Source organism: Neorhizobium descurainiae, from assembly GCF_051400715.1.
In the GTDB taxonomy this organism is placed as follows: domain Bacteria; phylum Pseudomonadota; class Alphaproteobacteria; order Rhizobiales; family Rhizobiaceae; genus Neorhizobium.
Genome location: NZ_JBLFFK010000022.1, coordinates 37,163 through 63,458 on the forward strand (window position 1 = coordinate 37,163; position 26,296 = coordinate 63,458).

Annotated in this window: 27 protein-coding genes; 13 read left to right on the forward strand and 14 right to left on the reverse strand. The window is 58.0% G+C overall.

Features of this window, described 5'->3' with window-relative positions; translation table 11 throughout:
- The 4 genes from ACMGE0_RS27235 to ACMGE0_RS27250 are packed head-to-tail and all read right to left on the reverse strand — an operon-like array spanning position 1 to position 3,553.
- Entirely contained in the window at positions 1 to 1,053 is a 1,053-nt protein-coding gene (locus ACMGE0_RS27235; protein WP_436819020.1) for a 2Fe-2S iron-sulfur cluster-binding protein, read from the reverse strand.
- Positions 995 to 1,411: a Rieske (2Fe-2S) protein gene (locus tag ACMGE0_RS27240; protein ID WP_436819021.1), complete on the reverse strand. Its 417-nt coding sequence runs from the start codon at positions 1,409 to 1,411 to the stop codon at positions 995 to 997. Before ACMGE0_RS27240 ends, ACMGE0_RS27235 begins: the two co-directional genes overlap by 59 nt.
- Entirely contained in the window at positions 1,408 to 2,502 is a 1,095-nt protein-coding gene (locus ACMGE0_RS27245; RefSeq protein ID WP_436819022.1) for an amidohydrolase family protein, read from the reverse strand. Before ACMGE0_RS27245 ends, ACMGE0_RS27240 begins: the two co-directional genes overlap by 4 nt.
- Positions 2,495 to 3,553 carry an amidohydrolase family protein gene (locus ACMGE0_RS27250; protein WP_436819023.1) on the reverse strand — a complete coding sequence of 353 codons (1,059 nt, stop codon included), beginning with the start codon at positions 3,551 to 3,553 and terminating at the stop codon, positions 2,495 to 2,497. The genes ACMGE0_RS27245 and ACMGE0_RS27250 overlap by 8 nt, the downstream gene beginning before the upstream one ends.
- A 112-nt stretch (positions 3,554 to 3,665) precedes the next feature.
- Here ACMGE0_RS27250 and ACMGE0_RS27255 point away from each other — a divergent pair, with 112 nt between their 5' ends.
- A complete protein-coding gene (locus ACMGE0_RS27255; protein ID WP_436819024.1) occupies positions 3,666 to 4,544 on the forward strand; it encodes an AraC family transcriptional regulator in 879 nt (292 codons plus the stop codon).
- 9 nt (positions 4,545 to 4,553) lie between these two features.
- Here ACMGE0_RS27255 and ACMGE0_RS27260 read toward each other — a convergent pair whose 3' ends face one another.
- The 9 genes from ACMGE0_RS27260 to ACMGE0_RS27300 all read right to left on the reverse strand — a co-directional run bounded on the left by ACMGE0_RS27260 (position 4,554) and on the right by ACMGE0_RS27300 (position 13,594).
- The gene (locus ACMGE0_RS27260) at positions 4,554 to 5,366 is read right to left on the reverse strand and encodes an SDR family NAD(P)-dependent oxidoreductase (RefSeq protein WP_436819025.1); all 813 of its coding nucleotides are present in this window, start codon (positions 5,364 to 5,366) and stop codon (positions 4,554 to 4,556) included.
- A gap of 15 nt (positions 5,367 to 5,381) precedes the next feature.
- The gene (locus tag ACMGE0_RS27265; RefSeq protein ID WP_436819026.1) at positions 5,382 to 6,200 is read right to left on the reverse strand and encodes an alpha/beta fold hydrolase; all 819 of its coding nucleotides are present in this window, start codon (positions 6,198 to 6,200) and stop codon (positions 5,382 to 5,384) included.
- Positions 6,197 to 6,925 (reverse strand): hypothetical protein, encoded by a 729-nt coding sequence (locus tag ACMGE0_RS27270; protein ID WP_436819027.1) that lies wholly within the window; start codon positions 6,923 to 6,925, stop codon positions 6,197 to 6,199. The genes ACMGE0_RS27265 and ACMGE0_RS27270 overlap by 4 nt, the downstream gene beginning before the upstream one ends.
- 12 nt (positions 6,926 to 6,937) lie before the next feature.
- Positions 6,938 to 7,825 carry an ABC transporter permease gene (locus tag ACMGE0_RS27275; RefSeq protein ID WP_436819028.1) on the reverse strand — a complete coding sequence of 296 codons (888 nt, stop codon included), beginning with the start codon at positions 7,823 to 7,825 and terminating at the stop codon, positions 6,938 to 6,940.
- Positions 7,825 to 8,760 carry an ABC transporter permease gene (locus tag ACMGE0_RS27280; protein WP_436819029.1) on the reverse strand — a complete coding sequence of 312 codons (936 nt, stop codon included), beginning with the start codon at positions 8,758 to 8,760 and terminating at the stop codon, positions 7,825 to 7,827. Before ACMGE0_RS27280 ends, ACMGE0_RS27275 begins: the two co-directional genes overlap by 1 nt.
- Complete coding sequence (locus ACMGE0_RS27285; RefSeq protein ID WP_436819076.1) at positions 8,757 to 9,746, reverse strand: ABC transporter ATP-binding protein; 990 nt, start codon at positions 9,744 to 9,746, stop codon at positions 8,757 to 8,759. Before ACMGE0_RS27285 ends, ACMGE0_RS27280 begins: the two co-directional genes overlap by 4 nt.
- The gene (locus tag ACMGE0_RS27290; protein WP_436819030.1) at positions 9,743 to 10,711 is read right to left on the reverse strand and encodes an ABC transporter ATP-binding protein; all 969 of its coding nucleotides are present in this window, start codon (positions 10,709 to 10,711) and stop codon (positions 9,743 to 9,745) included. The genes ACMGE0_RS27285 and ACMGE0_RS27290 overlap by 4 nt, the downstream gene beginning before the upstream one ends.
- A gap of 92 nt (positions 10,712 to 10,803) precedes the next feature.
- Positions 10,804 to 12,360: an ABC transporter substrate-binding protein gene (locus ACMGE0_RS27295; RefSeq protein ID WP_436819031.1), complete on the reverse strand. Its 1,557-nt coding sequence runs from the start codon at positions 12,358 to 12,360 to the stop codon at positions 10,804 to 10,806.
- Positions 12,361 to 12,763: 403 nt separating this feature from the next.
- Complete coding sequence (locus ACMGE0_RS27300; RefSeq protein ID WP_436819032.1) at positions 12,764 to 13,594, reverse strand: shikimate dehydrogenase family protein; 831 nt, start codon at positions 13,592 to 13,594, stop codon at positions 12,764 to 12,766.
- A 354-nt stretch (positions 13,595 to 13,948) separates the two neighbouring features.
- Between ACMGE0_RS27300 and ACMGE0_RS27305 the strand changes: the two genes are divergently transcribed.
- The 11 genes from ACMGE0_RS27305 (at position 13,949) to ACMGE0_RS27355 (ending at position 23,547) form a co-directional block, all read left to right on the forward strand.
- On the forward strand, positions 13,949 to 14,764 hold the full coding sequence (locus ACMGE0_RS27305) for a sugar phosphate isomerase/epimerase family protein (protein WP_436819033.1): 816 nt from the start codon (positions 13,949 to 13,951) through the stop codon (positions 14,762 to 14,764).
- A 34-nt stretch (positions 14,765 to 14,798) separates the two neighbouring features.
- A complete protein-coding gene (locus ACMGE0_RS27310; protein WP_436819034.1) occupies positions 14,799 to 15,785 on the forward strand; it encodes an aldo/keto reductase in 987 nt (328 codons plus the stop codon).
- Between the two features lie 169 nt (positions 15,786 to 15,954).
- The gene (locus tag ACMGE0_RS27315; protein ID WP_436819035.1) at positions 15,955 to 16,746 is read left to right on the forward strand and encodes an IclR family transcriptional regulator; all 792 of its coding nucleotides are present in this window, start codon (positions 15,955 to 15,957) and stop codon (positions 16,744 to 16,746) included.
- Positions 16,747 to 16,815: 69 nt separating this feature from the next.
- A complete protein-coding gene (locus ACMGE0_RS27320; RefSeq protein ID WP_436819036.1) occupies positions 16,816 to 17,691 on the forward strand; it encodes an alpha/beta fold hydrolase in 876 nt (291 codons plus the stop codon).
- A gap of 179 nt (positions 17,692 to 17,870) precedes the next feature.
- Positions 17,871 to 18,473 (forward strand): nuclear transport factor 2 family protein, encoded by a 603-nt coding sequence (locus tag ACMGE0_RS27325; RefSeq protein ID WP_436819037.1) that lies wholly within the window; start codon positions 17,871 to 17,873, stop codon positions 18,471 to 18,473.
- Positions 18,474 to 18,508: 35 nt separating this feature from the next.
- Positions 18,509 to 19,372, forward strand: a complete 864-nt coding sequence (locus tag ACMGE0_RS27330; RefSeq protein ID WP_436819038.1) for an intradiol ring-cleavage dioxygenase — start codon at positions 18,509 to 18,511, stop codon at positions 19,370 to 19,372.
- Positions 19,369 to 20,436: a maleylacetate reductase gene (locus tag ACMGE0_RS27335; RefSeq protein ID WP_436819039.1), complete on the forward strand. Its 1,068-nt coding sequence runs from the start codon at positions 19,369 to 19,371 to the stop codon at positions 20,434 to 20,436. Before ACMGE0_RS27330 ends, ACMGE0_RS27335 begins: the two co-directional genes overlap by 4 nt.
- A 90-nt stretch (positions 20,437 to 20,526) precedes the next feature.
- On the forward strand, positions 20,527 to 21,195 hold the full coding sequence (locus ACMGE0_RS27340) for an amino acid ABC transporter permease (RefSeq protein ID WP_436819040.1): 669 nt from the start codon (positions 20,527 to 20,529) through the stop codon (positions 21,193 to 21,195).
- A gap of 13 nt (positions 21,196 to 21,208) precedes the next feature.
- Positions 21,209 to 21,844 (forward strand): amino acid ABC transporter permease, encoded by a 636-nt coding sequence (locus tag ACMGE0_RS27345; RefSeq protein WP_436819041.1) that lies wholly within the window; start codon positions 21,209 to 21,211, stop codon positions 21,842 to 21,844.
- Between the two features lie 35 nt (positions 21,845 to 21,879).
- Positions 21,880 to 22,731 carry a transporter substrate-binding domain-containing protein gene (locus ACMGE0_RS27350; protein WP_436819042.1) on the forward strand — a complete coding sequence of 284 codons (852 nt, stop codon included), beginning with the start codon at positions 21,880 to 21,882 and terminating at the stop codon, positions 22,729 to 22,731.
- Positions 22,732 to 22,827: 96 nt separating this feature from the next.
- Positions 22,828 to 23,547, forward strand: coding sequence for an amino acid ABC transporter ATP-binding protein (locus ACMGE0_RS27355; protein ID WP_436819077.1), 720 nt, complete (start codon positions 22,828 to 22,830; stop codon positions 23,545 to 23,547).
- Between the two features lie 26 nt (positions 23,548 to 23,573).
- Here the strand turns inward: ACMGE0_RS27355 and ACMGE0_RS27360 are convergent, their stop codons facing one another.
- The gene (locus ACMGE0_RS27360) at positions 23,574 to 24,476 is read right to left on the reverse strand and encodes a LysR family transcriptional regulator (protein ID WP_436819043.1); all 903 of its coding nucleotides are present in this window, start codon (positions 24,474 to 24,476) and stop codon (positions 23,574 to 23,576) included.
- 200 nt (positions 24,477 to 24,676) lie between these two features.
- On the opposite strand from ACMGE0_RS27360, the gene ACMGE0_RS27365 reads away from it, so the two are divergent.
- Positions 24,677 to 26,104 carry an FAD-dependent oxidoreductase gene (locus ACMGE0_RS27365; protein ID WP_436819044.1) on the forward strand — a complete coding sequence of 476 codons (1,428 nt, stop codon included), beginning with the start codon at positions 24,677 to 24,679 and terminating at the stop codon, positions 26,102 to 26,104.
- Positions 26,105 to 26,296: the final 192 nt, after the last annotated feature.

The window sequence follows — 26,296 nt, forward strand, 5'->3', positions numbered from 1 at the left end:
TCAGTAAAAACGGTCGAAATGGACGTCCTGCGCCGGAACGTCATGGTCTCGCAGCACGGCCGTAACCGCATCGATCATCGGTGGTGGGCCGGCCAGATAGACTTCATAATCGGAAAGAGGTCGCCGACAGCGACTGACTAGAAATTGATGGACGAAGCCAACGTCCCCTCCCCAATCGCTGCGGTCACCCGCCGAAATGACGTAATTCGCCTTGGTTAGCGAGGCTCTCCGCCAGCTTTCGATTTCATCGAGCAGGCACAGCTCGTCGGCCGACCGGGCACCGATGAAAAGATCGATGATCCCTCCCCCCTCCGATTGCGCCAGCCGGCGCATGATCGACATGATCGGTGCCAGGCCGGACCCTCCCGCTATGCACAGGACCGGGCGATCCGTCTCCCGCAGAAACGCCTTGCCGAACGGCCCGTCGATGTGAACCTTGCGGCCAACAGGCATGTCGAAAAGTGCGGCGGTACCCGGACCATTGCTGCGGCGGATGATGAACTCCCAGTTGCCCTCCGCATTTGGAAGGTTCGACATGGAGAAAGCCCGTTCTCCTTCGACCCCGGAAAACGCAATCAGCGCGAATTGTCCGGGCAGGAATACCGCAGGCAATTCTGTCCTGAAGCGGAAATGGCTCAAGCTCTTCGTCAGGCGCCGGCGCTCGGCCAAGACGGCCTCCATGCGCGCTGGACGGTTGGGTACAAGTTCGCCTGGCCAGCCGAGAGCCTTGATGCGCGCATCGGTCGTCACCGTCGTCTGGCATGCGAGGAACCGACCGCGTGCAACATCTCTGGCGTTTTGAGCCGGCGCCTCAGGCCAGAGCTGTAGCACCTCTCCTTCGAGCAGCTGAAACTTGCACGTACCGCAATTGCCCGTGCAGCAATCGTGCGGCATCGGAAGCCCGGCACGCAAACCCGATCGAAGAAGCGGTTCCTTTTCGGTTACACTGAATTCCAGCCCGGCGGGGTCGATCAGCACGCGTGCAACAGTTGGACTAGAGCTCGACATAGAGGTACTCGCCTTCACTGCTGACGGTGAATGTCTCGGCGACAAATGGGCCTTCAACGACCTTGGCGCCTGGAGCACAGTGTATATCGAACTGCTTCACGAAGACGCTCGCGGGATCGCAGTAGGATTGGCCGGTCCGGATATCGAACTCCCAGCCATGCCATGGACAGCGGAGAATCTCCCCTTCGCGGTGCATCATGAAGCTGCCGGGCTCTTGCGACGTCACCAGGCTGCCGATGAGCCCCTTACAAAGCGCGGCCCCCTCATGCGGACAGCGGTTCAGCATGCCGTAGAAATTACCCTTGACGTTGAAGACGCCGATCTCGCGCCCTTTGATCGTCACGATGCGACGTTCACCGACAGGGAGATCGACCTTTGGGCAGATGAGATACTTCGTCTTCACAGCGTCAATCCATACAAAGCAGCCGCATTGTTGCGCAGGATCGCCTGACGTTCGACAGAGGTGAGGTCGCCGGGGATCGCATAGCGCGGGTCGTCGTAGTCCCAGTGAGGGTAATCACTGGCAAACAGAATCCGCTCGATCCCGACTTCGCGCAGCATCTCGGTCAGCATTCCCTTTCGATCCGGCTCCTCGATTGGCTGGGTTGTGAAGTGGAAGCTGCGCTTGAGATGTATGGACGGCGCTTCGGTCAGATGGGCAAGTTCACTGGAAAACCTCACCCAGGTGCGGTCGAGGCGCGCAGCAAGCGCCGTCGACCAACCGAGGCCGCCTTCGATCAGCACGAAGCGTAAATCAGGCCAGCGGGTGGTGACGCCCTCGAAGATCAGGCTGATGGCGGTCGCCTGGATGGCCGCGATGTTGGAATTGTGGTCCTCGGCATAAAAGGATGGCCAGCCGCTCGCGGTGATCGCGTGTCCGGCGACGCCCGAGACGTGAATACCGATCGGAAGCCCCGCGTTGGCGGCGGCTTCGAAGATCGGCCAATATCGCTTGCGGCCCAGCGGCTCCAGCGATTTCGGCGGTAGTGCGACTTGCACGAAACCGGGATGGCCGGCCCAGTGCTCGATCTCGGCAATGGCGGCATCCGCATCGTCCGGCGCGACAACGATGCTTCCCTTCAGTCGCGGCTCAGGCTTAAACCATTTCTCGACCTGCCAGCTGTTTACCGCCCTCGCGAGTGCTGCGGCGAAGGAAAGATTCCGCTCGGAGGCGACACCCGGCCGCAGCGGCTGCAGGATGCCGTAGGCAATGTTTTGCGCATCCAGATGCTGCTCGCGAAGGAAATCGAGGTCCGATCCGGGTGGTTTTCCGCCGGGCGGCCAAGCGTCGCTGCGGGCAGTGTCGCGCGCGAGCCTCGGATAGGTCATGGTGTTGGCGAAGGTCTGGCGAAGATGAACACCATAGGACTGAAGATGATCGACCCATCTGCCTTCAAGATGGGGGAAGAGCTCGGCAAGCGAGGTCATGCCAGGGTGGATGTCACAGTCGATGGGGCCGGTCATGCCGGCGGACGAAGAGCGTGCGTCAGACATTGAGGATTCTCGCAATTCTCGGATAGGCCGAGCATGGATTTTCGGTCGCGAACTTTTCCCGCAGCGAAGACGAAAGACCACGGAAGGGATCGGGATCATCGAATTGCCAATGTGGGTGGTCGCTCGCATAGAGCCACATGCCGTCCGAACCGGCCGCTTCACAAAGTTGCTCGATCCCGCGCGCCGGATCGGCGGCATCGACGGGAGCAAGCGAAGCAAAGACCTGTTGGCGAATGATCTCCTCGGGCGAACGGTCGAGCCAGGGCGTTTCCCGTCGTGTGCCCCGCCACAGCTTCGCATAACGCCACATGAAGACGGGCAGCCACGTCACGCCGGATTCCAACAGCACCACGCGGAGTTTCGGAAATTTCTGAAAAACGCCTTCGCTGATGAGGCTCATCAGTTGACTTTCGAAGGCCGAAGGAATGTTTGCGTAATCCTCGGCCCTGAATGAGGGCCAGCCCGTCGGTGTCGGCGCGTGACGGTAGGCTGTGCCGGGATGGATGCCGATAGTGAAGTCGGCCTTTTCCGCAGCTTCGTAGATCGGCCAGAACTGCATTCGTCCAAGGGGCGTTTCGCCACCGAGATAGAGCAGCACCTGCACGAAGCGATAGTCACCGGCGCGGCGCTCGATCTCCTCGACCGCCGCGGGAACGTTGTTGATCGAAACGACGAGGGAGCCGCGGAACCGTCGGTCTTGGGCGAGCCAGGTCTCAGCAAGCCAGTCATTCATAGCCCGACAGAGAGCGGCCGCATAATAAGGATTGGCCACCATCGCTGCACCTGACAGCAAATTGCAGATCGCGGCATCGCAACCGCCGACATCGAGCACCTGTCGGCGTACCGCTTCGACGTCGGCACCAGGCAGAGGGTCTCCGGTCTTCCATCCCAGCCCCGCCGACAGTGGCATGGCCGGCGGATAACTCGACATGTAAAGAGCATTCGTGCCGCGGCTTTCCTCCATTTCCCGCCAGTACGGATCAAGAAATGGGATGAGCTCCTTGACCGACGCCAAGGCGGGATGAATGTCGCAATCGATTGATTTTGGCATGATCAACGGTTCCTCCGTTGACCCTACCTACCGGGAAGCGTCCAAGCAGACTTTCAAATTTCTCCGATAAAGGTTAGGCTGCGAATGAAACTGTCTCGACAGCAGTCGCCATGTGGTGAACGTGCTGTACAGAATGATCTTTGCCAGTTCCAGACCCATGCAAGTTGTTCAAAAGTCCCTGCTCCAGCACGAAAGTACGCGAAAAGTTCACGCCTCGCTATCGTCTGGCAATGCTTGTGCGGAAGTGGTCACCAGCAGTGCGCGCGACTGGACGACGGGGCTTTTTCGCCCGGCGGTGGATGCCTTGACGTTCCTGTGCGAGGGGCCCAGATACGGCTTTCGCAATGCGGTCGGCGCAGGTAAGGAGCAGATTGTCGCCCATCATCGGGATTGGATCCGATTTGTGCCGGCCGGCGCGACGGTGAGAAGCGCCCGCCCTCCTGGAAGTTGGACATATCTATTGCTGTTCCTTCCCTCGGCTCTTCACTTGGGACAGACAGAGCTGGATTTTCAAAGCGATAATTTGAGCCGGTTGCTTAGCGAAATAGTGTCCGTGACAATGAGAGCCGACGAAGCCGCGGACCTTAGCTGTCTGTTGGAGCAACTCGTTGACATGCTCTCGTCGGAGTTGATTTCGATGCGCGCGCAGAAGCATGAAGTGCCAGCGAGCGGACTTACGGATTGGCGGCTGAAACGAGTGTTGCGCGCCATAGAGGATGATCCGGGACAGCGGCATCAGCTTGCGAAACTGGCCGCGCTCGCCGAGCTGAAACCGTCACATTTCAGCGAGTCGTTCCGCATTGCTCTTGGCATCACGCCGCATCAATATGTGATGTCGCGCCGTCTGGCACTGGCGCGCGAGCGCATTGTCGACACGCGCCAAAGCCTGACCGAGATCGCGCTCGACCTCGGCTTTGCCAGCCCATCCCACTTTTCCAATGCCTTCAGCCTGGAATATGGCAGATCGCCGCGGGAGTTGAGAGCGACCTGAGGCCAGTGGTCATAGACCGTAGGCTCTGGAGGCGTTGGCATTTGGCGGAAGCTGGGCTCCCCCTGCAACATAGATCGTTTCGCCTGTGATGAACTTCGCCTTTTCGGACGCGAGAAAGGCGACCATGTGAGCGACGTCCTGCGCCGTGCCGAGCCGCCCGAGCGACGTCATTCGCCGCTGCACTTCGCCGATGCGCTGAAGCTCTTCCTCCGTTTTCACGATGCCATTGAACGGGCTTTCGATATAACTCGGGCCGACGGCGTTCACGCGAACGCCCAGCGGGCCCAATTCTACCGATAAGGCGTGTGTGAGGCCGACCAGGCCGGCCTTGCTGGCAGAATAGGCCACGCCGGAACCGGCTAGCCAGGCGCGCGAGGTGATGTTGACCACGGATGCGCCGGCGCCTGTCTCCCGCCAATGCGCAATGGCAGCCTGGCAGAGATACATCGGCGCGCCGATATTCATCGACATGACCAGGTCCCAGTCAGACCGCGCAAGCTCTCCTGCCCCGCCGCGCCGGTTCGCGGCGGCGTTGTTGACGATACATGATATCCTGCGCCCTGGCTCCAGCAGCCTGCTGACGATCGCTGAGGGTGCAGCCGGATCGGTCAGGTCCGCGTCGATACAGACGACCTCGGCCGTGGGGACCTCGCTGGAGATCTTGCCCGCCACTGTTCGGCTTTTCTCAGCATCGAAATCGACGATCGCCACACGTTTATATCCCAAGCGCGCCAGTTCGAGAGAGATGGCGCTGCCGAGGGTTCCGCCGCCGCCGGTAACGATCGCGGTGTCGTGGGAGGATATGGTGGTCGCATCAGACATGATGTTACTCCGCTGCTAGATTAGTTCGATGTTGTCGAGAAAATCGTTGAGATCGGTGTTGAACCGGTCTGGGCACTCGGCGAATGGCGAATGGCCTATATCGTCGTAACGAAGCAGCTTCGCACTGGGCAAAATGGTCAGCACATGCTCAGCGACCGCCGGAGAGATCAATGGGTCGCACTGGCCATGAATGATGAGCGTGGGAATCCGGATCGAGGCCAGCGTTCCGTCATGGTCAACAGCCTGTCCTGTTATCAATCGCAGGACGGCAGCAGGCGTTACGAAATTGTAGGCAATACACCGCTCCAGCCATTCCGGCTGAGGCGCCTTATGGAAACAAGCCTTAAGAAATGCGATCCTCGCGTTCAGCATTTCGGCAAAATCCTCGCTCGCCGCCATGGGCAGTAAACGAGCACTGGTTTCGCTCCGGAATTGTCCGCCAGTTTTTGCAGCCGAGTTCGCTAGCACAATCCCCGAAATGTCATTCTGGCCGTATTTCTCGATGTAGTCGAGAACGACACGTCCACCGAACGACCAGGCGCAGAGCACGGGCTTTCTTGCGCCGGTCATTTTGATGACCGCCGCCAGTTCGTCGGCCCAGACGCCAGGCTTGCGGTAGGCCTCCGGATCCTCCGGCTTGTCAGAGCCACCATGGCCGCGAAGGTCAAAAGCAATCAGATGCCGCTTCAAGAGCCGTGGATCCGCGAATTGGTATTCCCAGCAGATGTGAGACTGCAGAATGCCGTGCAGGAACAAGACTGCGGGCGCATCGGAATGACCAGCTGTGCGTGTATAGACGCGTACGCCGTCAGGCATTTCAATGAGGCCGCTCACTCCGACACCAAACCCGCGTCGGCGACGGCATCCGGTCCGATGGTCACTACACGCTCCAGCGACGGCTTTTCGATCGCATAGGCCAACGAGTAGGTTGTGAGGCTGGCCCATTTCTCGGCCGAGATCGTGTCTGCGGCCGCAGCGCGGAACCGTTCAAGAGCTTGATCAAGCTCGGTTGCACCGTAGCTTTCCAGAATCAGGGCCCCGCCGTCCGGAAATGCTGGTTTCGCGCCGCCGATGGCGAAAGGCATGCCGGCGACCGACCGATCGGTTCTGATGGCATGAATGGCGGTTATGCCCGGTACTCGGCCCATTTCGCCGAGAAGGCGCAGCATGTCTGGGGCACGGATGTCGAAGTCGTCATCAAACGTTATCTCTGCGGCGACACATCCCATTCCCCCACCGACTGTCAGGAGACGGTCGCAACAAAGCCGGAAAAAGCCTTCGAATGAGGGGCGCATCGAGCGCGACCAAGGCGTTGGATTGTCGATCAGGTAACGGTAAGGCGCGCTCTCGAACACTTCTATTCGGTCAACGTCGTACAATGTCAGATATTCTGGCATCGGACCTCTCAGGCGAGTGTATCGCCGCGCACCGCGTATACCAGGAACGCCAAGCCGCTGCGGCACATGCTCGCGTGTGTGCCAAAGGTCGTATTCCGCTTGCCGTTCAGCGGTTACGCCATTCCACAACGCCAACATTGCAGCGCCTTCGAAATCCATCATAGTTTGCCCCTCTCATTGAAGGCGGGCATCCACCGCATCGCGGATGGCATCCCCGAGAAGATTGAATGCAAAGACGGTCAAGAAAATCGCCAGGCCTGGGAAGATGCTCATCCACCAGAACTGATAGTTCTGCATGCCGACCGCCACCATGCCTCCCCAGCTTGGCGTGGGCGGCTGAACGCCGAGTCCAAGGAAAGAGAGCGAGGCTTCCGTCATCAGTGCGAGCGAGGCTGCAATCGAGACATAGACAAGAACCGGGCCGATAGAGTTGGGAAGGATATGACGCAACAGGATGCGCGCTTCGCTCGCGCCCAGCGTCTTCATAGCCTTGATGTAGTCCAACTCCTTGAGCGAAAGCACTTCGCCGCGCGTCAGACGAGCGAAATGCGGGATCTTCACGATACCGATCGCGAGGATCGCATTCGAAAGACTGGGGCCGAGGATCGCGATGATCGTTAGAGCGAGCACGATCAGAGGAAAGGCGAGGACGGCGTCCATGACGCGCATCAGAACCTTTTCCGTCAGCCCTCCGACCCAGCCTGCGACGAGGCCGATAGCCATGCCGACCACCGCGGAAAATGCGACTGCGGAGAAGACCACGATTAGCGACGTGCGAGCGCCTTCGATGCAGCGACTGAGAATGTCGCGGCCAACCTCGTCCGTCCCGAATAGGTGCATATGGTCGGGCGGCATCATGATGGCCATATAGTCGATGTCGGCCGACGAATACGGCACGATCCATGGCGCGAAGATCGCGCAAAAGAGAGCGACAGCCAAAATGGAAGCGCCGACAGCGCCTTGCCACGTCAAAAGAACGCGGCGAACCATGCCGGCGTTGGGGCTCTTGGATATTTCCGCCGGAGTGGCGACCGCACCTGTGTGAAGCTCGGTAACCGCCATCACTTGATCCTCGGGTTGACCAGACGATAGCAGGCGTCGGTGATGAGATTTGTCACGACCACCGCGATAATGATGACCAGCAGCGCGCCTTGAACGCTCGGGAAATCGCGCTGAAAGATACCGTCCACCATCATCCGCCCCAGGCCCGGCAATGCGAAGACCGTTTCCGTCACGATCGCGCCGCCGAGCAGCGAACCCATCTGCAGACCCATGACGGTAATGATCGGAATGAGGGCATTGCGGAGCGCGTGCTTCAGGATCACGCGGCGTTCGGACGTCCCTTTGGCGCGGGCGGTCCGGATGTAATCCGCCGTCAGTACCTCCAGCATCGAGGCGCGCGTCTGCCGCATCAGCGTCGCAGCAAACGCGACGGCGATCGTCAAGGACGGAAGAGCCATGAATTTCAGGTTGCCGAGAGGATCCTCGGCAAAGCTGACATAGCCGGACGGAGGTACCCATTGAAGTTTCAGCGAGAACAGCATAATGAGTAGCAGACCGAGCCAGAAGAAAGGCACGGCCATGCCAGAGAGCGCGAGCAGATTGACGATTGCGTCGATTCGGCCGTTGCGAAATACGGCCGCCAAGATGCCGGCCGGGACACCAATCAACACCGCCAGGCCGGTGCCGAACAAGGCCAGTTCGACCGTTACCGGCACGCGCCTGACAAGGGTCGCGGTCACCGGCTCTCCGCTACGCAGCGATCGCCCGAGATCTCCCTGCACAGCGCGCTCGAGCCAATAAATGTAGCGCAACGGCAAGGGATCGTTCAGGCCCATTTCCTCGCGCGCCCGTTGAAGCTGCTCCTGTGTAGCATCGAGTCCCACACGCTCCATCGCCGCATCGCCAGGCAAAAGATCGATGAGGACGAAAGCGACAATGCTGACAATCAGCAGCAAAGGTAGCAATTGTGCCAGATAATCGATGAGACGCTTCATGACCATTGTCCCATATCGTTCTGATAAAGCTCCTGCCGGATGCAGGCCGACTGGTGTCCGGGGAGCACCTGTGCCAAGGGTGGAACTGCGGTGGCGCATCGTTCCACGGCGTGACGACAGCGCGTCCTGAAGACGCAACCGGATGGCGGGTTGCTCGGATTGGGAATGTCACCCTGAAGGATGATCCGCTCTCTCTTTCGCGATGAGGGATCGGGGATCGCCGAAAGGAGTGCTTCGGTATAGGGATGCCTCGGTCTTTTGAAGATATCGCGGGCCGGCCCCATTTCGACGATGCGGCCGAGGTAGAGAACGGCCACCCGATCAGAAATATATTCCACGACGTTCATATCGTGGGAGATGAAAATCAGCGTGAACGACAGCTTGCGACGCAGATCGGCCAGCAATTGAATGATCTGCGCCTGGATGGAGACGTCGAGCGCCGAAACTGCCTCATCCGCGATCAAGGCCTTGGGCTCCACGGCAAGCGCACGCGCGATGCCGACCCGCTGGCGCTGGCCGCCGGAAAGCTGGTGCGGATAGCGTTGCGCAAAGTCCGGACCGAAGCCGATCATGTCGAGGAGTTCGGCCACCCGTTTGCGCCGCTCCTGCCGGGTGCTGCCGATCCCGTGGATAGCAAGCGCTTCAAACAGGACATCACCGATCCTGATCCGCGGATTGAGCGAAGAGCTCGGATCTTGAAACACCATCTGGATGAGCTTCCGGTGGCGCCGCAGAGCACGCTCCGATGCACCGGCGAAATCGATGCCGTCGATATCGATGCGCCCGCTATCCGGCTTGTGTAAGCGGATGATGCTCTGGCCGATCGTCGATTTGCCGGAACCGGATTCACCCACCAGACCCAGGACTTCCCCGCGTTTTAGGTCGAAGGAAACGTCCGTCACCGCTTGAACCGGCTTGCCACCCCTTTCGCGGGACGGAAACCATTTCGTCAGGTTGGATACGGAAATAAGCGTGTCCTGCATCAGATCTCCTCCCTCGACAGAGACAGTTCGTTCCAGCGGACACAGCGAACGCGCCGTCTCGGGTCGATCGCCTCGAGCGCGGGCTCGTCTTGGTCGCAGCGACCGGCAACGGCATACGGACATCGCGGATGGAAGCGGCAGCCGGCCGGTGGTCTGGCCAAATTCGGAATCGATCCGGAAATCGACGTCAGCGGCACGCGCTCGCCATCGGCACCCACATGGGGGACGGAATCCATGAGCGCCCGGGTATAGGGGTGGCGTGGCGCCTTCAGTATGGCCTCGACTGGTCCCTGCTCGACGATCCGCCCCGAATACATCACTGCGACCTGATCGGCGATCTCACCCACGACGCCAAGATCATGCGTGATGAAGATGATGCCCATCTTCATCTGCCGCTGCAGTGTCCTCAAGAGGTCGAGTATCTGAGCCTGGATAGTGACGTCGAGAGCGGTGGTCGGCTCATCGGCGACGAGGATTCTTGGAGACTTCATGAGCGCCATGGCGATCATCACGCGTTGGCGCATGCCACCCGAAAGCTCGTGGGGGTAAGCGCGCAGCCGCTGCTCCGGATTGCTGATGCCGACGGTTCGCAGCATCGCCAACGCTCGCTCTCGGGCATCCGTAGTGCTGACCTTGCCGTGATTGTGAAGCACTTCGGCCAGTTGCTCTCCGATGCGAAGAACCGGGTTGAGCGACGTCATCGGCTCCTGGAAGATCATCGACATCTCGCGGCCGCGGAGGTCGCGCAAGACGCTCTCGGGCTGGACGGCGATATTCAAGGACCGGTCGCCGTGGCGGAACACGATTGTCCCGTCCACTTTTGCTTTGGCGCCGTGAAGCCCGAGCATTGCAAGGCTTGTTACGGACTTTCCGGAACCCGACTCCCCGACGATCGCCAGTGTTTCGCCTTCGTGAAGCTCGAACGACACGCCGGAAACCACATGCAATGCCCCGAACGCGACACTCAAGTTCTCAACGCTAAGGACGAGCGAACGTGCCGGCTCGGAGCGTTCCTCCGATGCCGGTCGCATCGCAACGACGTTTCTATCGCTATCGCTGATCACGCCAGATACGCCGAGGAGAGATACCAAGGACCGTTCGACTCGAACCTTACGCCGTGAAGCTGGGAGCTCGAAATGTGATTGACCCCGCGCATGATGAGGAACAGGTAATAAGCCTGATCGATCAATCTCGACTGGATGTCGTGGTATACATTCTTTCGCGTTTCGCGATCGACACTCTGCGCGGCCTTGATCGCCATGCCTTTGATTTCGTCGTCGCGCAGATTGGCCCAATTGAGCGCCCCACGGCCAAGCACCGAGCCGCAGATTTGATCTGGATCCGGATAGGGGATGGCCCAGCGACCCAGGCCGATTTCAAATTTCGCATCCATGATGGACTGAACCCAGGCTTGGCGCTCGGAGACCTGAACATTCAGCTTGATGCCGGCCTGTGACAGCATAGCCTGGAGAATCTGGGCAATTTGGACGTCCGGATCGCGCTGAATGACGCTCAAAGTGCAAGAGAAGTTCGGCCCCACCCCAGCGAGTTCGAGCTCCTTCTTGGCGAGGTCAACGCTGTAGTCGCTGGGCGCTGGTTTTTCGCTATAGGCCCACTCGTTCGGCGCAAACATCACCGGTGGTGTTGCACCCTTGCCGAGCGCGATTGCTTGCAGCAACGCCGGCCGGTTGATCGCCGCGACGATTGCCCTGCGCACATGCACGTTGTCGAAGGGAGCCTTTTGAGTGTTGAACGAAATCCAGGACTGTATCCCACCGGGCGGATCCAGGAGCTTGATGCGCGCGTCGCTCTTGAGCTTCTCCGCGTCCCGGGGCGTGATCGCGTCGGCGAGCGTGAGGTTCCCGCCCTGCATTTCGATGATCTTCGTGGCGTTATTCGAGATGAAACGCATTTTCATGCCATCAAGATAGGGGAGCGACTTACCATCTTGACCCTTTTCCCAATAGTCTTCGAAGCGGTCCAATTCGATAGCTTCGCCCGAAGCCCACGACTTGAACTTGAAAGGACCAGTGCCAACCGGATTGCGCCCGAATGCATCCCCTTTTTCTCTCATGGCAGTCGGGGAGCACATCATGGCAGGCTCTGTGCCGAGAACCGCAAGAATCGCCCCGGACGGTTTCTTGAGCGTGAGCCGCAAGGTGGTCGGATCTATAGCCTCTGCTTTGTCAATCTCGGCCAAGTCCTTGGCATGTGTGGCAACGGTTTTCGGATCGTTGGCCGCCATGATGTTGAATGCGGCCGCCTCTGCATCGAAGGGTGTTCCATCATGGAACTTGACGCCGGCCCTCAGCGTCAGCGTCAGCACTTTATTGTCGTCGCTGTATTCGTATTTGGTTGCCAGTCCTGGAGAAATCGAACCGTCCGGCTCGATGCGAAACAGAGCATCGAAGATCTGGTTCATGATGTATCGGTCAACCCCGGGCGCGTTCCCCTTCAACGGATACAGGCTCACCGGCTCAAGATCCATCGATGCGGTAATGGTTCCCCCCCTCTTCACTGCAGGCGCAGATTGAGCGCGAGCCGCAAGTGGCGGAAACAAGCCCGCTATTCCAAGCAGCGTTCCCGCGGCCAGCGCGGAACGTCGTGTAAAGTCCATCTCATCCTCCCAAGATGTTCATGTATGTAAACGAATTCATAGTAACATTGGCGCATCGCCCGATGCAACGTTAAAATCCGGCGACGCGTCCTGAGGGGAGCGGTTCATCCCTTTGCGCGGTTAATGTCCCCGAAGCAAATGGTGTCGCAGGCCAGTCTACGGCGGGCACAATCGCTCAATTACTCCTCCGCCGGTTCTCTATCTGGAAAAGCTCCGGTGAACTTTCAAAATTCTCCGGAAAAAGGCTATCGGCCGCTGAGATCGCGTTTGCGATGTTGTCTTGTCTCATTGCGCTGCGAAACCGGCTTTCTTAAACTGATTGGATTGTCGGCCTGCTTCCGTGGCGGTGGGTGGAAGGATGCGCACGGCCGACCTATCGACCTATCGCTCGCACCGGTCGCTCCTAGAATGTCGACGCCACCTCAAAAAATTGTGCCGTAGGTTTCAACTGGTGGAGCATGACGTTTTCGCCTTTGCACACGCGATGTCCTGCTTCCTCGGCCAGGCGCAAAAGCCGGGTTACGGGCGGCTTCATAACAACCTCAGCGACCACAGTGTGGGCGGAGAGTTCCTCCACACCGAAGGGTAGTGGATCTTCCGATCCCATCCCCAAGGCAGTCGCATTGATAGCGATATCAACGGCAGACGGGTCAGGCAGGCGCAAGATCTCGACATTGACCGAAGGAAAGTGCCGGCCGAGCCGCTCTTTTACCCCCTTCGTACGCGCCTCAGCAATATCAAATATCCGAAGTCTTGAAATGCCCGCTTGAGCTAATGCGGCGCAGACGGCAGTGCCAGCGCCCCCGACGCCAGCGACGAAAGCCGACCGCCCCTCGATCTGATGTCCCTCTGCCTGGAGCCCGGATACAAATCCGGCACCATCAAAATTGTCGCCCAGCCAGAGTCCATCTGCCTCACGTCTGATAGCATTAACAGAACCCGCCGCCTCCGCTACCGGCGTCAGTCGGTCGACCAAATCCATCGCTGCGATCTTGTGAGGAACGGTAAAGACAAGTCCCGCGAGATTTCCAACACGCTTCATCCCCTCCGCGAACGTTCGAAGATCTTGCGGAGTGACGTGAAAAGGGAGTTGTATTGCATTAAACGCCCGCCTCTGCATCATCTCGCTCAACGGCAAGGGCGAACGGACTTGTTCGACAGGGTCGCCGACGACGCCGACAATTCTGGTTTTCCCGTTGAGCATCCAGAGGTTCAATCTCGAATTCTCACTCATATGCGGCCCTTCTTGCTTTACCCGGATGTCGCGTTTTGCGGGAGCATGCGAGGGTCTCGATATCCCGCTGCATACTCTTCTTTGTTCTCTTTAAGAAATCAGTTCATAATTGTAAACAGTTTCCTCTTTCCTTCCTCTTGGCGATCGATTAACGTGCCTCTGCCACTTGAAGATCCCGGCACCAGGCCAATTCTCGCATTGAGCTGGCAGGAAAAGGGCTTCATATCGCCCTGCGTCAATTCCAAACGATGTTCGGCTTCATGAGGACTACTTCAGAATCGACTATCCCTAGTTGTGGTGAATTTCAGTATCTGAACCCCGGCCAAGTTTGCACACTCAAGCGTTTCGGAGACCATGATGACTGCGCTCTCATTCCATCATCTCATGATGATCAATGCCCATCCGCTGCAGTTGATCGAGGCAGCGGCCTGCGGAGGCTTCAGCCATTGTGGAATTCGTCTCGTCGCCCCACGTGTGGGCGATCCCCTGGTGGATGTTCTTTCGGAAGCTGGTGCGATAGGAGCAATCCGCCGAAAGCTCTCAGACTCTGGAGTGAAACTTCTTGACATCGAAGCGATCTGGCTGAGTCCAGGCACTGATGTCCGCAGTCTGTTGCCTGCATTGGAAGCTGCAGCGGAACTCGGCGGTAGGTTCGTTTTAGTCGTGGGGAACGATGAAAATGAGGAGCGGTTACGGGTAAATCTCGCCGCGCTGTGCGCGCTTGCCGAACCCCTCGGCCTGAAAATCATGTTAGAGTTCATCACCTATTGCAGCGTCAATTCGCTGGGAGGCGCTGCGGCGACCGTGAATGCCGTCGGCGCTGGCAACCTGGGTCTGTTGATCGACGCGCTCCAATTCTTCCGGTCAGGGGCTACATCCCGTGATGTCGCACCATATCACCCATCACTCTTTTCGTATGTTCAAATTTGCGACGGACGATCCGAGGCGCCGCAGACAATCGACGAGCGACGGCGCGAGGCGAGAGAAGACCGACTTTTGCCGGGTGAAGGACAACTTCCGGTCAAGGAACTTCTCGCTGCGCTTCCAGCCCACATTCCTATCAGTCTGGAAGCGCCGACCGCGCGGTTGCGGGGGCTCGATTTTCGCGAGCAGGGCAGGATCGCCGGTAAGGTGCTGCGGTCGTTCCTTTCGGAAATCGAGATCGTGTAGCGGATTTATGCCGACATCATAGGAGGGTACCTAATTGCACTCGGCCACGACAACGTCCGCACGTTTTCCCACGATGGGTTTGGGTGCGGGCAGTCTTGCGAATGAGGGCGGAGAGGACGCGTTCATCAAAACAATACAGGAGGCTTGGAGCGACGGCGTTCGGTACTTTGATACGGCTGCCCTGTATCTGGGGGGAGAAAGTGAGCGACGGCTCGGCGTGGCGCTTGAACACGTCTCGCGCGAAGACATTCGTTTCTCTACCAAAATCGGACGCTACCAAAATCACACGGGTTCAAGTATCGACACGGAAAACAGAAGAAGCTTCTTCGACTATTCCGGAGATGCGACACGCCGTTCTGTTGAACGGAGCTTAAAGCGACTGAAAGTGGAACGGCTTGATGCCGTTTTTGTCCACGATCTTGACCGCCGACTTTGCGGAGAAGACTTCGACAGACTTTTCAAACAGGCATGTGATGAAGCATATCCGTCCCTACGGCGATTGAAAGAGGAAGGTCTCATACGGGCTGTGGGTGTTGCAGCCATGGATTGGCGTGCATGCCTGCAATTTGCACGGGCCGTTAGCTTGGACGTCATGATGCCGGCGGGCGAGTACTCGCTTCTTCGGACCAATAGCGCGCCTCTCTTGGACCATTGCCTACACAACAATATCTCGTGGATTGCGGCCTCGCCGTTTAACTCCGGCATTCTGGCGACCGGTGCTCGCCTAGACGCCTTTTACGATATGCGTCCGGCAACGCCGCTGGTGTTGCGCCAGGTCAAGGCGCTCGAAGGGATTTGCCGCAAATACGAGGTTCTTCTTGCCGCCGCCGCCCTGCAATTCCCATTGCGTCATCCGGCGGTCTCATCCGTCGTGTTCGGCGCCAAGTCGGTCCAGGAATTCAGAGAGACCAGAACTCTCCTTTCGCAACCGCTTCCTGTAGAGTTTTGGCGTGAGATCGAGACTTACATCGCCAAGACAACTGATTGGGAGAAGGCAGAAGAGGAGTTATGGGTAAGGTAATTTGCTAGCGGTCGAGGAGGTCTGGCGAGCGCCTGCTACACGTTGAAATTCGCCTTCGAATGATAACGATAGAATTCCGATGACGGCTACTTGTGCATCGGTCGCTCCACAGCATACCTTTTCACCGCAATCAATTTTTCAAATGAGCTAAGGCGCCGTGAATACAACAATGAAGAATGAAAAAGACGTGGGCGGAGCTGACGTGCTGTCGAGCAGCGTAAAGTCGGCGACTCGCGTCTTGGATCTTTTCGAATGCCTCGGCCGCTGGGACGCTGAAAAGACCCACGCCGAGATTGCCGAAGAATTGGCGATTCCGAAAAGCAGCCTCACCCAGTTGCTCAAGACCTTGTTGAAACGAGGTTACTTGGACTACGCGCCGCTCTCAAAAGGATACCGCTTGGGACCGTCGATCGCAAAACTCGCAAAGAGAGAGAATGACAGCGGCGATCTCCTTACGGCGGCGGGCCCGGTCCTTTCATGGATTGCGAACGAAACAGAGGAGACCTGTGCGCTCAACTTTCTCAAAGGCGATAGGTCAGAAGTTGTGGCGAGCGTCAACGGTACCCACCGCTTGAACATCACGATGCGTGAAGGCGATATTGCGCCACTTTATGCGACGTCCGGTGGCAAAGCACTGCTCGCCTATCTACCCGCCGTGATGCTGGAGGAATATCTGGCGAGAGTGAAGTTCGAAAAGATCACGCCAAAAACAATCACGTCAGTCGATCGACTGCGCGAAGAACTTGAACAAATTAAAAGCACTGGATTTGCGTATGTTTATGAGGAGTTCACGCCGGGCATCAATGGCATTGCGAAAGCTATCCTGAGCCCCTCGGGTCTCGCGATCGGCTCATTGAACATTGCGACTCCGGTTGCGCGTTTTACGAAGGAAAAGAGGACGCTTTGCGAAGCGACTTTGACACGCGCGGTCGCCACGCTGCGAGCAAGATTTCAAGATTGATCGATTGGTTCACAATTGTGATCTAATTCATAAATAGGTATAACCCTCGTTCACTAAAGAGGGTTAGCAATGTTCGAAGGTTTTGAGAATCTCAAGATTCACACACGCGATGTGAAATTCGCGGGCGTCATCGGCGGCTCAGGTCCGCCGGTGCTGCTCCTCCACGGTTATCCGCAAACACACATTGCCTGGCGCTTCGTTGCTCCCGTATTGGCAGAAAGATACAGGGTCATCGTCCCTGACCTTCCCGGTTACGGCGACAGCCGCATCCTAAAAGCCCACACGACATGGACCAAGCGACAATCCGCGAGAACGCTTGTCGACATGATGGATGCTCTTGGGCATTCGAAGTTTGCTGTTGTGGGTCATGACCGTGGTGCGCGGGTCGGTTATCGGTTGGCATTGGATTTTGTTGATCGGGTGTGCGGGTATACATCCTTGACCGTCATCCCGACGCTGGATGCTTTTGCCGCCGTTGACTCTGCTTTTGCGATAAACGCCTTCCATTGGTTCATGCTCGCACAGCCGAACGGTCTCCCCGAGCGCTTGCTTGCCGCCGATCCCATTGGTTTCATTGACGCAACGCTATTAGGCATGGCGGGATCCTTGGAGCGGTTCGAGCCGGACGCTCTTAAAGCCTATCGAGCGGCTTTTAATGATCCTGCCGTTCGTCATGCAATCTGCGAAGACTACCGAGCCGCAGCGTTCGAGGACCGAGAAATCGACGCTGCTGACATTGAGGCAGGTCGAAAACTGCAGTGCCCCGTTTCGGTCCTGTGGCCGAAGCGGAAGACGGCGAGTGGTTCCTCTCCAATCGACATCTGGCGTCGCTGGGCAGATGACGTCAGCGGCTATGCGGTCGATGGCGGGCATCTTCTGCCAGAATTCTCTCCTGACGCTGTGATCGAGCACCTTTTGCCGTTTTTGGCTCGCGTTACTGCTTGAACTGCTGCATCCGAACCCGCGTGCCCGCTTCTCAAATATGGTTCCAGCGCCTGCCGTCGTCGGATGCAGTCCGGAACCAATATCGGTCTAGACGAGATTTCCATCGCCAAATCCGAAATCGGTGTTTACATACAGAACAAGTTTATATACACGAACATCAATTGATCAGGAGGATTGTAATGACGACGGAACGAGAGACCTTGCTCGAGATAAGAGATCTCCTCGAAAACTGGGCGGTATGGCGGGACGCGTGCGACTGGGAACGGTTCCGCACGTGCTGGCATCCCGATGGCCGAATGATGGCCACCTGGTTCCAGGGCACTCCCGAGCAGTTCATCGACATGAGCGTCAAGGGTTTCGAGAAGGGCGTGCGCATTCTGCATTTCCTCGGCGGGAGCTCGATCGACGTTCAAGGTGACAGGGCGATTGCGCAGACGAAGATGACGATCAATCAGCGTGCGGACGTTGAGGGGATCCTCTGCGATGTGGTTTGCACCGGGCGCTTCTATGATTTCATCGAGCGGCGTAACGGTAAGTGGGCGATATTTGTGCGCCAGCCGATCTATGAAAAGGACCGGATCGACCCGGTGGATCCGACGAAGCCACCGAAGCTCGACGGTGAACGCCTGAAGACGTTTCCGGAGGGCTACCGGCACCTCGCCTATCTCCAGGCGGCCATTGGCTACAAGGTCAAGCTCGACATGCCAGGGCTGGTCGGCCCCGAGGTTGAAGCACTCTATACCAAGGGTGCCGAGTGGTTGAGCGGCAAGCCGACCTTCTGAAGAGAGGAAATACCTTCGAGAGGAGGGCTTGCGTCATGCGCGATTTGGACGAAACCACAATTACCGACGAAGTGCTGCAGGCAATCTCCCGAACGCCGGACGCCAGGGTGCGAGACGTCAGCGAAGCCATCGTCCGGCACTTGCACGCCTTCGTGCGAGAAATTGAGCCGACCCAGGCGGAGTGGGAATTCGGAATCGATTTCCTGACTCGGGTCGGGCAGATGTGCTCCAATGTTCGGCAGGAGTTCATTCTTCTGTCGGATACGCTTGGCGTGTCGATGCTTGTCGACGCCATCAATCACCGCAAGCCGAAAGGCGCAACGGAGACGACGGTTTTCGGCCCCTTCTTTGTGGAGCAACGGCCGGAGCTTCCGCTCGGTGCTAACATGTCCACCGGGGTTGACGGTGTGCCAATGTTCGTTTCGGGGACTGTCTGCGATGTTTCGGGCCGGCCGCTCGCCGGAGCGACTATTGATTCCTGGCATTCGGACGACGAAGGATTCTATGACGTCCAGCGCCGCGAGGATCTCAAGATGCGGGCTCGCTTTCGCGCGGACGACCGGGGTCGATTCTGGTTCTGGTCGGTACGACCGAAATTCTACCCGATCCCGGACGACGGGCCGGTCGGCGAAATGCTCGCCGCGCAGGGGCGACATCCCTATCGCCCGGAGCACGTGCATTTCATGATTGCCGCGGAAGGACAGGAAACGCTTGTTACCCACGTGTTCATCGAGGGGGATCCCTACCTCGACAGCGACGTCGTGTTCGGTGTCAAGAACTCGCTGATTACCAACTACCGTGAGTGCCAACCGGGTTTGGCTCCGGACGGTACCGAGATGGCGGTTCCTTATCTCTTACTCGAATATGATTTCGTACTGAGTCCGGAGCTCAGGCCATGACACCAGAGAGCTTTGTTTTTCAGGCTTTGTCCAATCGCGTTGTATTCGGTGCCGGATCAATCCTCAATGTGAGAGCCGAGGCGGATCGTTTGGGGATGAGGCGCGTCCTTGTGCTCTGCACCAAGCAGCAGACCGAAGCAGCAGAGCTCATAACGAACCATCTCGGCGACGCGGCTATCGGCATTTGTGCGCGCGCGGTCATGCACACGCCGGTAGAGGTGACCAAAGCGGCTGTTGAGGATCTTCGCGCGTTGGGAGCCGATGGCATCGTGTCGATCGGCGGCGGCTCAACAATTGGGCTGGGTAAGGCGCTCTCGGTGCGGACAGGACTTCCGCAAATCGCCATTCCAACGACCTATGCCGGGTCCGAAATGACCCCGATTCTCGGCGAGACGGAAGACGGCACCAAGACCACGCGTCGTGACCCGGCCATTCTTCCGGCCACGACAATCTATGACGTCGATCTGACGATGGAGCTGCCGCATTCGCTCAGCGTCACGAGCGGCATGAATGCGATCGCGCATGCCGTCGAGGCACTCTACGCACCGGACGGGAATCCGATCATTGCCCTTATGGCAGAAGAGTCGATCCGCAGTATCGCAAGGGCGATGCGGCTCATTACGCGGCATCCCAAAAATACTGAAGGAAGGCGGCTTGCGCTTTACGGCGCCTGGCTGGCCGGTACGTGCCTCGGATCGGTCAGCATGTCGATCCACCATAAACTCTGCCACACGCTCGGTGGCTCATTCGACCTGCCGCACGCCGAAACGCACACGATTATCCTTCCCTATGCGACGGCTTATGTCGCTGAGACCGTGCCGGAGGCAATGGCAGCCGTGCGCCGTGCCTTGAAAACGGGAGGCAGCGCTGCCGAAGGGCTCCAGCAACTCGCAATCGATATCGGTGCGCCGAGGCGCCTGGCAGAGATCGGCATGCGCGAAGAATGGCTTGATCGCGCCGCCGAGCTTGCCGTCGCCAATCCTTACTGGGCGCCGAAACCGTTCGACAGGCAGGCAATCCGCACATTGCTTGGTAAGGCATTCAGCGGCGAGCGCCCTCGCTGACGGGCCTCGTAGAGAAATGAGGCGCGGTTCCCTGGACGTGGAACTGTCGTCGGCGCTTTGGAGGAGAGCGGTTCGCCGCGAGAGGAAACCATGAACGTCAATCTTGACTTCTGGGTCGTGTTCGAACGATGGCCGGATCTCGCTTGGGGACTGGCCTACACAATCCTGCTCGCGTTGAGCGGCATGGTCTTATCACTTGCAATCGGTATCTCAGGCGTGGCGATCCGCCGTGCAAACGAGCCAATCTCGACGTTTTTGATCTCAAGCTTCGTCGAAATCGTACGCAACACCCCGTTTCTGATCCAGATTTTTTTTATCTTCTTTGCCCTACCGTTTCTCGGGGTGCGACTGAGCCAGACTTACACAGCGATCCTGGCCCTCGGTCTGAACGGGGGTGCCTACGCAATCGAGATCATTCGGGGGGGAGTCGATTCCGTGCCGAAGGGGCAATGGGAAGCAGGCTTTGCGCTTGGACTGAAGGCGAGGGATATCTTCCGCATCATTATCCTCAAACCTGCATTGCGCGCGATCTATCCGTCATTAACGAGCCAGTTCATTCTTCTGACGCTGAACACTGCAATCTGCACCTCGATCTCGGCTTTCGAACTCACGTCGATCGGGCAGCGCATCGAGGACGACACCTTTCGCAGCTTCGAGGTCTACTTCACGCTCACTGGCATCTATCTGCTTTTGTCGCTCTGCGTCATGGCGCTGCTGAACCTCGTAGGCCAACGCGCCTTTCATTACCCAACGAAGTGAGGGCGCCGTGGTCTTGACCGATTTCATCTTTCTCCTGAACAGCCTCAAATGGACTGTGTTACTGACTGCGATCGGTTTCGTGGGCGGCATACCTTTTGGTTTTCTGATCGCGCTGGCCCGTTCCTCAAAACATAAATTCCTGCAATTGCTGGCCCGGGCCTGGATTGGCCTGTTTCAAGGTACGCCTCTCCTGATGCAGCTATTCGTGGTTTTCTTCGGCCTCCCGCTTCTGGGGCTGGAAGTCGCGCCGTGGATTGCGGTCGGGATCGCATTCACCGCCCATGCGTCCGCCTATCTTGGCGACATCTGGCGCGGCGGTATTCAGGCGGTTCCGTTCGGGCAATCGGAAGCCTGCCACGCATTGGGCCTCGGCTACGCATCGAAGATGCGCGACATTGTGCTTCCGCAGGCGCTCAAACTGTCACTGCCTGCGACGATTGGCTTTCTCGTACAACTTATCAAGGGCACGTCGCTCGCCGCGATCGTCGGCTTTGTCGAACTCAGCCGCTCGGGGCAGATGTTGTCCAACCTCATCTACAAACCGCTGCTGGTCTTCGGCGTGGTCGGAGCCCTCTATTTCGTCATCTGCTGGCCGGTTTCCTTGCTCGGACGGCGGCTTGAGAGGCAACTTGCGACCGGCAGTCGCTGAACTTTTCATTCGGGAGCTTACAGGAGGAGCATGAAATGAAACACGTAGAACATTGTAAATGGGGAATGATTGGTCGCAGGGCGATGATGTCCGCATTCGCATTGGCACTCCTGCTGGGAGCGGCAATGCCTCAAAGCGCTGACGCGCGCAGCCTGGACGAAGCCGAGAAATCCGGCAAACTAATCGTCGGTGTGTCAGGCGACAATCCGCCATTCGGCTTTGTCGATACCTCGGGCACGCAGCAGGGCTTTGATGCCGAGATCGCACAAGCTTTTGCCAAGAGCCTTGGCCTGCAATTGCAGTATACCCAGCTTTCGCTTGCGGCACGCATCCCGTCCTTGCTCGCCCAGAAGGTGGACATTCTGATTGCCGGCCTGGGCATGACGGAAGAGCGCGCGAAGTCGGTCCAGTTCACAGTACCTTACCTTGAAACGAAGATGTATGTGGTCGGTAAGAAAGACGCCAAGATCGCCGCTCCCAAAGACCTAGCATCTGTGAGCGTGGGCACGCCACGTTCTTCGACGCTCGATACACTGCTCAGTGCGGTGGCTCCTAAGAGTACCGACATTCGGCGCTTCGACGACGACTCCGCGACCATCCAGTCGCTTCTTTCCGGTCAGGTGACGGCGATCGCTGCCAATCAGTTTGCAATTGATCGGTTGGAAGGCCTGGCACCCGGCACATATGAGAACAAGATCGTCATCGGCGGGGTATGGTACGGGGCGGCAACGCGGCCCGGCGAGAAGGACTGGAACACGGCTTTCAACGAATTTTTTCAGTCGTATAAAACGACCGAAGAGTACCGCGCTCTGTTCAAGAAATGGATCAAGAGCGACGTACCTCAGTTCCCGACTGAACTGAAGGGTATCTCCTTCGCCGCGCAATAACGCCACAGCACAACCGGGTCTGAGCATCAACGTTCAGGCCCACCTCCTCATCGAAAGCGGAAGGTTCCCGTGAGCGCACAAGACAGTCTTATCTGCATGAAAAACGTCGACAAGTATTACGGCGCCTTCCACGCTTTGAAGTCCATCAACCTTTCCGTGAGGCGTGGCGAGAAAATCGTGCTATGTGGGCCGTCAGGCTCGGGAAAGTCGACACTCATCCGCTGCATCAATCACCTTGAGCCTATTCAATCAGGCACGATCGTCGTCGACGGCACGCAGCTTGCGGATCAGAAATCGATCGACGTGATCCGACGTGAAGTCGGTATGGTCTTTCAGCAATTCAATCTGTTTCCACACAAGACTGTTTTGGAAAACTGTACGCTGGCTCCGATGCGGGTGCGGGGGGCAAGCAGGGTAGAGGCGGAAGCAATGGCGATGAAATACCTCGAGCGCGTGAAGATCGCCAATCAGGCGCAGAAATATCCGGCGCAACTCTCCGGCGGTCAACAGCAACGCGTCGCAATCGCCAGGGCGCTTTGCATGCAGCCGATTGCCATGCTGTTCGACGAGCCGACGTCCGCGCTCGATCCCGAGATGGTTAAGGAAGTGCTGGACACGATGGTCGGGCTTGCCAAGGACGGCATGACGATGATCTGCGTGACGCACGAAATGGGATTCGCGCGCCAGGTGGCGGACCGCGTCATCTTCATGTCTGACGGGGCTATCGTCGAAGAGAACACGCCGTCGGCATTCTTCTCCAATCCCCAGCACGAGCGAACTCGAGCTTTCCTTGGCGAGATCCTTGCCCACCACTAGAGTATCAGTTGCCTGTTCAGGGGCAATCATTTGATTCGCTCTGCCTTCTGGACACGCGTGATTTCCCGGAGAAGGACTCGCTGAAACTGTAGAGAACGTGGTGGAAGAGGCACTCCTTCTTGCGAAATAAAACCGACCGTCCGACGGACCGTCGGGCTATGGATCGGGATGTGCTTCACCGACTCGTGCGGCGGCAATGCAGCCGGAGGCAGTATTGTAATCGCAAGGCCGGCGCGCACCAAAGCGTAAGCCATGTAGATTCGCTGCACCTCGTAATGCCAGTTAAGCTTATCTGCGAGGTCGCCAAGGCTTTCGCTGAGGATAACGCCGTGACTCGTTGTTCGTGCAACCCGTGCCAATGGAAAACCCACCAGATCTGCCCAAGCGAGGGTTTCCCTGCCGGCCAGAGGATGTTTGGTTGGCACGGCCGCGACGAAGTCTTCGTCGTAAAGCGGACGCTGTCTTTCTGCCCATCGCTGGGCTCCGAGAATCGTCAATGCAAATTGTACGTCTCCTGCCGCGACAAGATCACTAAGTTCCCCGGCATGCCCATCGAAGATCGACACGACGACATCGGGATTCTTGTCCTTGAACACTTCGAGAGCACGAGGAAGGTACAGTTCGCCAAGCGATCCCAAGCATCCGACGCTTACCCGCTCGTGAGCTTTACGTCCCTCGATCTTCAGATCTTCGTACACACTATTGAGCCGCATCATAAGCTCACGAGCCTTCGGAAAGAAATCCTGTCCCGCGCGTGTAAGCGATAGTGTTCTCGTTGTTCGCTGAAACAAGCTTAATCCGACATCAGCCTCCAGTTTCTTTATGCGGTGAGTCAACGCCGTCTGGGACAAGTTCATTGCGACGGCTGCGCTTCGGAAACTGCCCGATTCCGTGATCTGGATAAAGGCCTGAAGCCCAAGGATATCCACTCAAACTCTCCCCATTCATTCATTTCATTCAGCAATAGCCAAAATAGCTTCAATTGATCGAGCAATCCAGTGCTCTTAGCCTCCCGATGTTGGGCATGCTTGACGTTTCCGCGAGCGAACTGGCGGCCTTTGCTGCTCGTGCCTTTCCCAAGGCATCGAGTGGATGGGGTGTAATTCAAAATACGAGAAGAGGATAAACGATGGGATCGTTGAGCGAAGATGGAGGGCGTCTATTCTTTCGATCGGAAGCCTTCGACGTGAAGAAGAGTAACCGGCGAAAGCTATCCTCGCGCACCATGGAAGAGCCAGCGCGATCAATTCCGGTTCATACGGAATGTGATGTCCTCGTTGTCGGCGGCGGCCCCGCCGGCACGACCGCCGCTATCGCGGCGGCGCGCCTCGGTGCCGATGTCGTGCTTCTGGAGCGATACAATCATCTGGGAGGGCTGTCGACCGGGGGGCTTGTGATATGGATCGATCGGATGACCGATTGGGACGGCCAACATGTCATCCGGGGGATCGCCGAAGAGATGCTGTCGCGTCTAGGCCCCGACAAGATCGCTGGACCGCAGCGCCAGGATTGGGGCTCGCGCGATCCGGCCAAGGCAGCCTACTGGTCCCTGAGATCGGCAGCGTATCATAACACCGTCACGCATTCGCCGACGCTCGATCCGGAATGGCTAAAGGCGGAGTCGCTGTCGATGGTCGTGGAGGCCGGTGTTCATACCATTTTCCATGCCTGGGGATCAGGGCCAATCGTCGAGGATGGCCGGGTGCGCGGTTGTATCTTCGAGAGTAAGGAAGGACGCCGTGCGGTCCTGGCGAAAGTCACCATCGATTGCACAGGCGATGGTGATCTGTACGCGCAGTCGGGTGCCGATTTCGAAACGCAGGTGGACCCTCGCGATATTCATGGATGCATGAACACTGCCTGGACTTTCGCCGGTGTGGACATGAAGGCATTTTTGCATTTCCGCGCGGAATTGCCCGAACAGTTTTCCCAGTTCATGGCGCGCGGCCGCGCGGAGATGCAGTCCTTCGAGAAACCCGCCGTATCCTGGCGTGACGATATCGCAGTGTTCATGGGACCCCGCCTCGCCGGTTATTCGGCTCTGAAGGTCGAGGATCTGTCAGAAGTCGAGATCCGCAGCCATAAGTTGATGATCAAACACCTCGCGTTCTACAGGGAGCATGCGCCCGGGTTCGAAGGCGCCTATATCATGCTCTCTGCACCCCAACTGGGCGTGCGTCACGGCCGGCGGCTGCTTGCTCTTGATCGTGTCACGCGCGAGATGTGGGACGGCCGCATCGCAGCCGACGAGATCGGCGTGTCGCCGTCCCTCGCCCCGAAATTTTCAAACGTCTCGGTACCGTATGGCGCAATTGTCCCCAGTCACGTGAAAGGTTTGCTGGCACCTGGCAGGCACCTTGCTTGTGATGCGACGAGCCATTCCTTTATGCGGGAAATCCCGCAGTGCTGGCTGACGGGTCATGCAGCCGGAGTGGCTGCGGCTATCGCTGCTGACAGGGGTGTCGAAGTCGCCGACGTTCCGATTGTGGAACTGCAATCCGGACTGAAGGCTCAAGGAGCTTTCCTCCAGAAATCTCGGCAGGCGGCGATCGCCTGACCCTGCCAGCAGATACCGGATGGGGTGCAACCGTGTCTCTCCGGTGTCGAAGGTTTCCTCACATGCAGCGCCATCAAAGAATTCGATGACAATTGTGAGAAGGTTCAATTGGAACGCGGAATTCGACACCGTTATCGTGGATCCGATCGGAGAAGGTCCAGCCATCTTGGGTATGACCCGTCCCACCGCCGG